This is a genomic window from Spiroplasma endosymbiont of Labia minor (assembly GCF_964019845.1).
In the GTDB taxonomy this organism is placed as follows: Bacteria; Bacillota_I; Bacilli_A; order Mycoplasmatales; family Mycoplasmataceae.
In genome coordinates this window covers 939,642-952,211 of record NZ_OZ026465.1, presented here as the reverse complement: position 1 = coordinate 952,211, position 12,570 = coordinate 939,642, and the positions used below count along the sequence as shown (strand labels likewise).

10 protein-coding genes are annotated in these 12,570 nt (G+C 25.8%); all 10 read left to right on the top strand.

What is annotated here, in order from left to right:
• Positions 1-11 precede the first annotated feature (11 nt).
• Positions 12-1,040, top strand: a complete 1,029-nt coding sequence (locus AACK85_RS04805; protein WP_338969743.1) for a rod shape-determining protein — start codon at positions 12-14, stop codon at positions 1,038-1,040.
• Between the two features lie 190 nt (positions 1,041-1,230).
• The gene (locus AACK85_RS04800) at positions 1,231-1,962 is read left to right on the top strand and encodes a lipoprotein (RefSeq protein WP_338969741.1); all 732 of its coding nucleotides are present in this window, start codon (positions 1,231-1,233) and stop codon (positions 1,960-1,962) included.
• A 212-nt stretch (positions 1,963-2,174) separates the two neighbouring features.
• A complete protein-coding gene (locus AACK85_RS04795; RefSeq protein ID WP_338969739.1) occupies positions 2,175-3,206 on the top strand; it encodes a rod shape-determining protein in 1,032 nt (343 codons plus the stop codon).
• Positions 3,207-3,287: 81 nt separating this feature from the next.
• Positions 3,288-4,331 carry a rod shape-determining protein gene (locus tag AACK85_RS04790; protein WP_338969737.1) on the top strand — a complete coding sequence of 348 codons (1,044 nt, stop codon included), beginning with the start codon at positions 3,288-3,290 and terminating at the stop codon, positions 4,329-4,331.
• 143 nt (positions 4,332-4,474) lie between these two features.
• Positions 4,475-7,768, top strand: coding sequence for an FtsX-like permease family protein (locus tag AACK85_RS04785; RefSeq protein WP_338969735.1), 3,294 nt, complete (start codon positions 4,475-4,477; stop codon positions 7,766-7,768).
• A gap of 87 nt (positions 7,769-7,855) precedes the next feature.
• Positions 7,856-9,391 carry a hypothetical protein gene (locus AACK85_RS04780; protein WP_338969733.1) on the top strand — a complete coding sequence of 512 codons (1,536 nt, stop codon included), beginning with the start codon at positions 7,856-7,858 and terminating at the stop codon, positions 9,389-9,391.
• Between the two features lie 3 nt (positions 9,392-9,394).
• Entirely contained in the window at positions 9,395-10,084 is a 690-nt protein-coding gene (locus AACK85_RS04775; RefSeq protein ID WP_338969731.1) for a hypothetical protein, read from the top strand.
• Between the two features lie 45 nt (positions 10,085-10,129).
• Complete coding sequence (rsmG, locus tag AACK85_RS04770; RefSeq protein WP_338969729.1) at positions 10,130-10,840, top strand: 16S rRNA (guanine(527)-N(7))-methyltransferase RsmG; 711 nt, start codon at positions 10,130-10,132, stop codon at positions 10,838-10,840.
• A 54-nt stretch (positions 10,841-10,894) separates the two neighbouring features.
• Entirely contained in the window at positions 10,895-11,665 is a 771-nt protein-coding gene (locus AACK85_RS04765; protein WP_338969727.1) for an AAA family ATPase, read from the top strand.
• A complete protein-coding gene (locus AACK85_RS04760) occupies positions 11,655-12,554 on the top strand; it encodes a ParB/RepB/Spo0J family partition protein (RefSeq protein WP_338969725.1) in 900 nt (299 codons plus the stop codon). Before AACK85_RS04765 ends, AACK85_RS04760 begins: the two co-directional genes overlap by 11 nt.
• The last annotated feature ends 16 nt before the right edge of the window (positions 12,555-12,570 follow it).

Here is a 12,570-nt window from a genome sequence, read left to right as displayed (position 1 = left end):
CAATAAGAATTATGGATAGAAAATTAAAAAAATATGTTGCAATTGATTTTGGAACAAGTGCGACTAGAGTTTATATTCAAGGTTTAGGTGTTGTATTTAATGAACCTACAATTTATGCATGGGACATCAAAACACGTAAAATAATTGCTGCTGGTCTTGATGCAAAAAGAATGATTGGTAAACATAATTCCTCAATTAAGATTGAACGACCAATTGTTGGGGGAGTTGTTGCAAGTATTGAAACATTAAAAATTTTTTTCGCGGAGATATTAAAAAAATACGAAGATAAATTACAAGATTCAATTATTTGTATAGCATGTTCATTATCTGTAACTTCATTAGAAAGAAAAGCGCTAATCGATTTTGCTAGACATTTAGGTGCATATTATGTTCAAGTGGTTGATGATGTATTGCTTGCAGGTTTAGGTGCTGGAATTAATGTTAATGAACCAGAAGGAGTTTTAGTTTTAGATATTGGTGCTGGAAAAGCTACTGCTGCAACTATAGCATCTGGTGATGTAGTTTCATATAAATGAACAAGAACTGCTGGAGCTGTAATGGATCAAGAAATTATTAAATTTATTAGAACTAAACATAATTTAGCAATTGCAGATTCATTTGGAGAACAACTAAAAATTAAAATAGGAACACTAGTTAAATCTAAAATGCCATTAAAAGAAAAAATTCTAGGAATAGAAGTTTTGTCTGGATTACCAAAAGAAATTTATTTAACAGATACAGAATTAACTAAAATTCTTCAACTTTCATATAATAATATAACTTCTTTGATTACACAGTTATTAGAAGAAACTCCAAGTGAGTTAACAATAGATATTTTGAGAAATGGAATAACAGTTACTGGTGGTATGGGTAAACTAAATGGAACAAAAGATTTTCTAGAAGAATATTTTGAAATACCAGTAAAAATTGCAAAAAATTGTTTAACAACTGTTATTGATGGCGCAATAGCATATGAAAAGCAAGTAAGAAAAGAATTAGAAAGAAAAATAGAAGATAAAGAAAATTTAAGATCATTTTAATTTGATTAAATAATAATTGTAAATCTTTATGTATTGTTTGCGAGAATTAAATTCAATATATAAAGATTTTTTCTTATTCATATTTTTAAGTTTTATAATATTTTAAAAATTCTTGACTTTTTTATAAAAAGAATTATAGTCAAGGTAGTCAATTAAGTTGGCGTATTATGAAGAAAGGAACAAAGATATCATGAAAAAATTATTATCATTATTAGCTACTTTTGGTTTAATTTCTACAGGAGCATCAACAGTAGTTGCTTGTGATTCATCATCTGATACAGATACAAGTACAGTAGAATTATCATTTTCTACAACTCCAACAGATGCTTTAGTTGTAACTGGTGTAACTGGAAAAGTAGGAGATGATGTTAAAGGTTTAATTGGTAGTATCGTAAAATCTGACGCAGATACATCTGATTTAGCAGTTGGAACTACAAATCAAGCAGATTACAATAAATTACTTGATGCTAATAAAGCAGACTATACAAATTGAGAAAAAGGAATGGAAGTAAAAGCTATCTTTGCTGCATTTAAACCTGCAGCAACTAAAGCAGATACAGATACAGATGTTCTAGAAACTTTAAAAGTATATACAGTAAAAATCACTAAAGAAGCTTCAACTACAACTGATTTAGCAAAAGTTACATTTACAGCAGTTGACAATACTGTTGCAAATAACAAAGCTGTAACTTCAGATGAAGCAACTGCTGCTGTAGAAAAAGTTACAACAGATGTTCAAACACAACTTGTTGAAGTAGTTTCAGGTGTTACATCAGCAGATTATACATTAGATACAACAGCAATTGTTGCTAGTGATTTAAGTGCTGGAGTTACTGTTAAAATTACAGCTACAACTGATTCAAAATTACTAACAGGAACACAAACTATTTCAGTAACATTTATTAATGCTTCATTGTATTAAAACAAAGTTTATTTTGATTAGTTGAAATTAACTAAAACACACTAATAGTGTGTTTTTTATTATTAAAATTGATTTAAACAGAGTTATATTGTGAGATAATTATTGTTTTTTGTGGTATAATACTAATAGATTGTGGATTACTTATACATAATGGTCATTCATTAATCGTAAATGTTTATTATTAAAGCAATTATGTGAGAGGAGAAATTAATATGGCAGGAAGTAAAAAACCTACATTTGTCTCAATGGATTTAGGTACTGCAAATACTTTAGTTTATATAGCAGGACAAGGAATCGTTTATAACGAACCTTCAATTGTTGCATATCGAATTAAAGAAAACCGCATTATCGCTGTTGGAGACGAAGCATATAAAATGATAGGAAAGGGTAACAAAACTATTCGTGTTGTAAGGCCGATGGTTGATGGAGTTATTACAGATATCCGTGCAACAGAAGCACAATTACGTTATATTTTTTCAAAATTACGTATTTCAAAAACATTACGTAACTCAATTATGTTAATGGCATGTCCATCAGTTATTACTGAACTTGAAAAAACAGCACTTAAAAAAATTGCTATGAATTTAGGAGCCGACAGAGTCTTTGTTGAAGAAGAAGTTAAAATGGCTGCTTTGGGTGGTGGAGTTAATATCTACGCACCAACAGGTAACTTAATTGTTGATATGGGTGGAGGAACAACAGATATTGCTGTTATTGCCTCTGGTGATATTGTGTTATCAAAATCAATTAAAGTTGCTGGTAACTATTTAAATGATGAATGTCAAAAATTCATCCGTTCACAATATGGTCTAGAAATTGGATCAAAAACAGCTGAATCAATTAAAATTAATATTGGTTCATTGTCAAAATATCCAGATGAAAGACGTATGAAAGTTTATGGACGTGATGTAGTTTCTGGATTACCACGTGAAATCGAAATTACACCAGAAGAAATTCGCGAAGTACTAAAAGTACCTGTATCACGTATTATTGACCTAACTGTTCAAGTTTTAGAAGATACTCCACCAGAATTAGCTGGAGATATTTTCAGAAACGGTATCACTATTTGTGGTGGTGGAGGTTTAATCAAAGGTGTTGATAAATACTTTGCTGATACTCTACAATTACCTACAAAAATTGGTGAACAACCATTATTAGCCGTTATTAATGGAACTAAAAAATTTGAAAGCGAAATCTTTGAAATTGTCAAAGCAGAACGTCATCATCAAGAATTAGGTTATTAATAATCAATTTTATAAGAGATCTGCAAAGTTTAGCTTCGTGGATCTTTTTTTAAATTTATTTTGTAGAAAGGAATTAATAAAATGGATAAAGAAGAAAGAACGTTTATTTCACTAGATTTAGGTACCTCAAATATTTTGGCATATGTTTCTGGACAAGGTTTAGTTTATGACCAACCATCATTAATGGCTTATGATAATAATACAAATAAAATTATTGCAATGGGTGATGATGCATATGATATGCTTGGAAAAACTCATGATCATATACGAATTGTAACCCCATTAGTAGATGGAGTTATTGCAGATATGGATGCTGCAAAAGATTTATTACGCCATTTATTTTCTCGTCTAAAAATGATGAATATTTGAAAAAATTCAATTGTTTTATTAGCATGTCCATCGGGTGTTACTGAACTTGAAAGACAAGCTTTAAAATTAGTTGCAAAAGAAATGGGAGCATCATTAGTAATTGTTGAAGAAGAAGTTAAAATGTCGGCTTTGGGTGCTGGTATAAATATTGAATTACCACAAGGAATTTTAGTGGTTGATATCGGTGGTGGAACTACAGATATTGCCCTTATTTCTACAGGTGATATAGTTATTTCTAGATCAGTAAAAATAGCAGGTAAAGCATTTGACAGTGAAATTACAAAATACATTAGATCTGAATATAATCTTGCAATTGGTAAACGTACAGCGGAAGTCGTTAAAAAAACAGTTGGTTCTTTGGTGAAATACCCAAATGAACGTTCAATTCAAATTTATGGACGCGATATAATCTCGGGATTGCCAAAAGAAGCAAGAATTTCTTCAGAAGAAGTTCGAAATATTTTATTAACTGCTTTTTCAAAAATTACAGACTTAATCATAGAAGTTTTAGAAAATACACCACCAGAATTAGCTGGAGATGTTATGAGAAATGGTATTATGGTTTGTGGTGGTGGAGCATTAATTAGAAATATTGATAAATACTTTGAAGGTATTTTTCAATTAAAAACGAGAGTTGCTCCAGACCCATTAAATTGTGTTATTGATGGAACAAGAGCATTTGAAAAAGTTATTAGAAAACGTCTTGAAGATGGTTTATACGATCACATAAAAGAAGATACATACAAATACCTATAATTTAAAACACCAATTATTTGGTGTTTTTTATTTGAAATTTATAATAATTGTAATTTAATAGGTACCATTTAATAGTGAATAATATTTTGCGGTGTTATAATGAAACTATTATGTTTAGTTATTGGAAGAGGTAATAGTATTTTATGAATTTGAAATTGTTATTTAAAAATTCATTTCATAGTTTAAAAAATAATTTTGGTGTTCTTTTTATTTTTTTCCTATTTTTATTAACTTCATTAAGTTTAATTTTTGGTATGCTTGGACTTACTTTTAATTTATCTGATAAATTAACTTATGAGCTTTATAAAATTAATAACAGAGTTGATAGTCAACTTTCAAGTGAAGTTACTTCTCAATTTAGCGACAAAATTCAATGATCTGATCAGTACAAAAATGACTTAGTCAAGTTTTTAAATCAAGATTTAGCAAAAAACGGATTTAGTGATGATGTTTTTTTAGATATTAATTACGATTCAGAATTACTAACATCTCTTGGAAATGTTGATGGTTATGTTCAAAATGTAAAAGATAATGTCATTATTTATAAATATTACGATAAATTAATAGCACTTTGACAAATATCACAAAAAAATTTTGGGAATGCATTTTTGGAATATGTTTATAATGAATTAAAAAAAGACGATTTTGCTTTTAATACAACTAAATTTGCAATTCCTGGATTTGCTGGTGGTGATGATTTATGTATGTATGCCACAGATTTTTCAGATACAAAATTAAAGCCATTTCATTTATATAAAGTTAATGATGTTGTTGAAGGCAAATTGAATATTTATTTAACGCAAAATTCATATAATAAATTTTTAAATTCAAATTTAGATTTACATATATATCTAAACGGATCTACAAAATTAGATTATAATATCGTTGGCTGAACAGATTCTTATTTTAAAATGGTTAAAAATACTGAATATACTGTTCTTTGTGATTCAGAGGAGCTTGTAAAAATTTTATCAAAAAATTTTAATGCAGAAAAATATGAAATGCCGCCACTTTATGATAAAAATATAGATAAAACTTTTTCTGGGGCGCATTATTTATTTGAAGATTTGCAAAACAAATCACATAAAATTAATTATAAAAGAATGATTACGTCAATAATTAATAATCATTCATCATGATTTGTAGATGGATTAAGTTCACAAGATCTTGCAGAATATGCAGCGTTATATGCTGGGGGTTATAATCCTATGGAATATAGTCAATATACTTTGATAATTACTATTTTAGATTACGTCAACATATTATTAATAGTAATAATGTTATGTTTGTCAGCAGCCATTTTATTTTTTATAATTAAACAGCTAATTGAAAATGATAAAGAGATTTTATTTTTTTTAAGAAATATTGGCATAAAAAAAATTAATTTAGCATTTATAAATATTACTAGTTTAGTTTATCCGCTTTTACTTGCATTAATGTTTAGTATTTTGGGAATGTTTGTCACACAAAATGTTTTATTTAAATCAATTTCTAATGCATATACGTTTGAATTAGATTATTTTAAAATTCAGTGATATATTTGGTTATTTATAATCATGATTGTAATGGCTTATTTTGGAATATTTTTTATTTTAATATTTGTAAATATTTCAAATTCTAATCTAAAGCCTGAAAAAATATATTCAATTTCGCATACAGAAAAATCACTAAGTTTCTTTAAACCTGTTTTTAGAAAAATATTTCATAATAATTTATTTGTGTCATTTGGTTTTAAAAATTTTTATAAAATTATTGTTTCATTTATTATTATATTTTTATCTTCAACTATTGGATTATTTGGCTTAATTTTTAATGATAGTGTTAATTATACAACTAGTTTAATTCAACAACATTTCTATCCATATAAAAATTCAAGTTCTTATATGTCGCCTTTATTAAACGGTAGTGAAAATGATTTTTCAGTTCATCCAAAATATAAATATGTTGATTCAACATATGAAGATAATGACAGTAAAAGAATTTTACCTCAAATTGATAATAATAATTTATTAGTTGGATTTTGTATAGGTTCTGTAACACCTGAAAACTGTTATCCAAGTTTAAATAAATTTCCAAATGTAGAAGGATTATATATTAATAATGATGACTCTAATAAAGTTTTAAATAGCAATTTAACAAATTATAATGACGAATATCCAAATTTAATAAATGTTTTTTCAGAAATACAATCTTTATATTTAAAAATAAAAGGTTTATATCCATCATTTAATGGAATGAATTATTCTGCTGGAACAATTTATAAACAATTGAATCAATTACCATTTTTATCTTTGTCTGGTAAAATTTTAAATGTAAAAAATGGCAAAACAATAGGCTATCCAAATAGAATTAGTTTAGTATCCGATGATATGCTAAAAAGCATTGGAGGATTAAATGAGATTGGCTACACAAATGATATTAATAGTGTTAATTTAAATGTTAATGCAGATATTCTAGATTATTATGAATTAGGTCTGATTGATAGTCAGCAAGTAAAAATTGATGATAGTGTTAATTTGGATTTTAAATATATAAATGCAACTGTAGATCCAAGTTATAAAAAATTAAAAAATTCATTTGTTTTGCTAGAATTTGATTTATTGGAAAATAATGATTTGATGATTACAGTTCCGTTATTAGTGCGTATAAATAATGTTGATTATAAAATTATCAATTCCACAAAGCAATTTCTAATTAATCAAGATAGTGCAATGAAATTAATTAAAGAAAATTTAACTTATCAACTAAGTGGAATGAATTCTATTTTAAATCAAAATTCAAATGATAATTTAGAAACTGAATTAAAATTTACAAACAATATAATTAATTTTCTTAATAGTTCAAATTTTAAAATTTCTGATTTTTATAATTCATTTTATTCAACAAATATAATACCGAAGGTTTATGAAAATTTTGTGTTAATGGCAAGCAATGGAGAAATCGGCGACTATTCTAGCTATGAATTAAGCACAGATATTATAGAAAAAAATACAATAATTTCTGATGATTATTTGATAATTACTAAATTTATCAAAACCACATTGTCATCAATTACAAATATAATTTTAAATATAATGAATTTCTTTACGTATCTTGCCGTCTTTACTTTATTATTATTGATTTATTTAGTTATTAAAGAAAACGAATCAATTTTTAAAACACTAAAAATACTTGGCTATTATAAACGCGAATTACTTGGCTATATAATTTTGGGTTATGTAATTTCGTCAGTAGTTGCGGTTGTGGCAGGATTTGGCTTTTCGTTTCTACTTTATAATATTGTAAAGGGAGAAATAGCCAATTTATATCAATTTACACTTCTTTTTAAAGTATTCCCATTTTATTGAATGATTTTATTTTTAATTCCTTCTTTTTATACTTTTTTGATTACTACAACAATTTTAATAAAGATAAAAAATGAAAAAACAATTGCTTAGAGTGAAAGGGGGCTGTTAAAAAATTCACAAAAATGTGATATAATTATAAAAATAGTTCTAATTTAAAATAAAAAAGGGGCGGTGCGCATGCCTATTAAAAAGCAAGAAGCATCAAATAAAATAAAAGGGCAAAAAATTAATTCAAAGTTATTATTTATATTTATTATTAATTTTCTATTTTCTATTTTATTGATTTATTTTTCTTTAATAAATATTTTTACAAAAAATATTGAACTGTTGGCAAACAAAAATTATAATGCCATATCATCATTAAATAATTTTGGTTTATCAAATACTATTTTTGGTGGAATATTAATTTATCATGGTCCATTTGCAATAAGTGTATCTTTTAATAGTTCATTTTGATTTTTTTTAACGTACATACCACTCTCTTTTGGAATATTAATTTTGTGTTTGTCATTTATAATATTTTTTAAAACAAAGAAAAATTTGAAAAATTCATTTACACAAAAAAACTATAGAAATTATTGAATTTTTAATTTTATTAATCTAATTTTAATTTTATTTGCAAATGTATTTCTATTCTGAGGATTAATTACCAGTTTGCCAATTTACACTAATTATTTTTTAATATTTAGTTTGCAAAATGGATTAATTAATGTTAAGGATTCAAATTTTGTTTCTGCAATAAATGGTTATTGAATACCATTAAATTTATTTAAAATCAATTCTCCTATTTTAATTGTTAGTTTATTTTTCTCGCCTTTATTTTTATTTTTATTACTTCAAATTATTTGTTTAATTTTATTTTTTGTAGGTAATAAAGAATTAAAAATATTAAGAATTAAAAATTCTGAAAATAATTTAAAGCCATATAAAAATAAATCAAAAATAAAAACTAAAAAAATAAAAACCGAAAAACAAGATTTTTTTGAAACACCATTATTATATCAAGCCCCCGAATACGCTTCAGTTGGAGTTACTTCAAGCCCGATGTTTTTAGAAGATAGCAATATGAATGATTATCAACCAAAAACATATATATCAAATATTAGAATTGATTCCGAAACACACGCAAACATTTGAACTTTTTTCCAAAACCAAGTTTCTTGAATGAATTTAGCAAAATTATATAATAATTTATTATTTAAAAAAATTGAGTCATCACGAAATGATTATGTATCTGGTGCTTATGAAAATCAAATTAATAAATTATGTTTTGGTATTGAAAATTTTATTGAAATTTCAACAAAAAGTGATAGAGACTTCGTTTCGTATATGTTAAGTGCATCAAGTGATATTTCAAATCTATTAAATAAATTTACAAATGAAATTAGGGATATTGCTTTTAATTATCAAAAATCAATAGACAGTTGAAACCTGTTAGGTGCTGAAATTCAAATAGAACAGCTATTTGCCATTGCATCAAATTTTACTTATTCGCTTGCTAAAGTGGGTTACGTTATTAAAAACAGATTTCAAAATATTTTTACATCATTAAATGTAGAAAATAATATTGTAGATAGATTAGCTAAAGCTAAAACAAGAGGAAATTACAAAATATATAAAGAAATTATAAAAGAAGCGGTTATTTCTATTTCTCCATTAAAATCACAAATAGAAACTATGTTTAATTCAGGATATTTAGAAGGGGTCAAATAAATTATGCGTAAAAAAAGTAAATCTATTGGAGAATTTGCAAATGAAAATTTAATTCCATATACCAATTCAATAGTAAATATAGGCAAAATAAAAATTGCTGCGATAGATTTTTTTGATCAAATGATGAAATGATTTGAATATACAGATAATGATAAAACTATTTTATACACAAAATTTAGTGATGCAAAAGCGAAGCTGCAAAAAGGTTTTTTTAGAAGAAATTTAGATTCTGTCAAATCATCAATTGAATCATTTATCGATTTTATAATACAAACAGATCGTCAATTTATTTCGTATTTTTCAACTTCGCTTTCTGATAATTCTAAAAATCTTATTTCTAATGTTAATGAAATTACTAATCTTGTAAATAAATATAATGTTGCTGTTCAAAGTTGAGATTTAGTTTCAGCAGAATATGCAATAGAAAAAATTTACGCAATAGCTCTTAATAATAAAATGATGCTACCTAAGGTTGGTTATTGTATAAAATACAAACTTGAAAATCTATTTTTATTTACTGAAGGACAAAATTCTTTTATTCAAAAAATGGAGGGTTTTAAAATTAAATATGATTATGAATCATATAAAAATACAGTTTCTTCTGCCATTTTAGCTTTTTCGCCTAACAAAAAATATTTATGAAGTTTTTTTACAAATATTGCTGCTGAAAAATGAAATGAATTTAATAAATAAATCACTTATTGGTGATTTATTTTTTTTTCAATGTAAGATTAATTTATGGAAACTTTACAAATAAAAAAATTATTCTCAAATTGAAAAATAGATGATGAGAAAATATTAAAATTAGAAAAATATAAATTTTTTTTGCTGCAAGAGAATGCAAAATTTAATCTAACTGCAATAATAAATGATCAAGACATTTATTATAAACATTTTTATGATTCATTATTAATAACACAAAATGTAAATATTGAAAATAAAAAAATAATGGATATTGGTACAGGGGCTGGATTCCCGGGTATTATTTGGAAGATATTTTTTGACAATATAGATTTAACATTAGTGGAGTCGAATACAAAAAAATGTCTCTTTTTAGAACAATTATGTAAATTACTTAATTTGCAAAATGTGAAAATTTTAAATATGCGGGTTGAAGAAATAAGCAGTAAAGAATATGAACAATATGATTTAGTAGTGTCAAGAGCTTTAGCTAAGTTATCTATTTTTATGGAAATTGCATCGCAATTTTTAAAAATTAATGGATTATTAATTTCTATGAAAGGAATCAATTGGCCTAAAGAAATTGAAGAATTAAATAATTCAGAAGAATTAGTAGGTTTACAATTTTTAAAATTATTTGAATATGAATATGAATTTGATAATGAAACACACAAAAGAATTGATTTAATTTACAAAAAAATTGCAAAAACAAAATCTATTTATCCAAGAAAATATAGCATAATTAAAAATAAACCATTAGGAAGTTAATGCTATAATAGAAATGGAAAACTTATGTGTGAAGATATTCAAAAGAGGTAGTGTATGGGTAAGATTATAGCGGTAGTTAATCAAAAAGGTGGAGTTGGTAAAACAACAACTGCAATTTCATTGGCTTGCGGTATGGGAATGAAAGAACAAAAGATTTTATTAATTGATTTGGATCCACAATATAACGCAACAACAGGATTGAGTATTGAAGTAAATAGAAAAACCTTGTCTATGTATAATGTGCTTATTGGTGAAAAAAATATTGAAGACATTATTATGAAAAATGTAAAACATAATGTAGATGTAGCTCCATCATCAATAGATTTGGCAGCTGCAGATTTATTTTTACTAGAACAAAAACAAAATAATCAAGATATTTTAAAGCAACAATTAATCAAAATTAAAAATAATTATGATTTTATAATAATAGATTGCCCCCCATCATTGGGATTAATTAATAGAAATGGATTATCGGCGGCGGATACGGTTTTGATTCCTATTCAGGCTGAACATTTTGCAATGTATGGAGTATCGCAACTTTTGAGAACAATTACAAAAGTTAAGGAAACTTTAAATCCAAAATTGACAATTGAAGGTGTGATTGTTACTATGTTTGACCAGAGAACTTTGCTTTCAAATGACGTTTTAGCTGAAATAAAAAAATCATTTAAAGACAGAGCATATAAAGCAGTAATTCCAAGAAATATCAGAATAGCAGAATCTTCAATGGAAGGAAAATCTATATTTGAACATGACCCAAATGGTGCAGGTGCGAAATCATATTGAGAATTAGTAAATGAGGTTATGACACATAATGGCAAATAGCAAAAAAACAAAATATGAATTCAAAGGTCTAGATAAAATATTTGGAGATTCTCTTGAAGAAACATTATCAATTATTGACAGTAAAATTCCACAAGAGCAAATAAAAAACGCGACGTACACTGTGAACATAGATTTTTTAAAACCAAATCCATATCAACCGCGTAGAAAATTTGCAGAAGAAGACTTAAAAGAACTATCAGATTCTATTAAAATTAATGGAATTATTCAACCAATTATTGTAACTGAAAATGAAGACGGAACTTACACGATTATCGCCGGGGAAAGACGTACTCGTGCTGCCAAAATTGCCAAATTAATCGAAATTCCAGTGTTAATTTTAAAATTAACACAAAATCAAATGAGAGAATATGCCATTATTGAAAATGTTCAAAGGGTAGATTTGTCTGATATAGAAGAAGCAATTGCGTACAAGTCTTTAGCTGAAGATCTAGGTTTAACACAAGAAGAAATCGGAATAAGAGTTGGTAAATCAAGATCACATGTTGCAAATATTATGCGTCTATTGAATTTACCAGAAGAAATTAAAGATGGTATGCTTAATGGTTTAATAACCATGGGGCAAGCAAAGCCATTATTAACAATTACTTCTGATAAAAAACTATTAAATACTATTTTTGAAAAAATTATTAAAGAAAATTTAACTTCAAGAGAAATTGAATATTTAGTAAAGCAAAAAAATAAAATTTCAAATAAACAACATGAAAATAATAAACCAATTAAATCATCAGCTTTGGATAGTGTTCAAAATCATATGATTAGAAAACTTGGTACAAAAATATCAATAGATGACAAAACAATTAAAATTTATTATTCTGATACAAAAGATTTAAATAGAATTTTAGAAATTCTTGATTTATTAGAAAATTAATTTTTTTACTATTTTA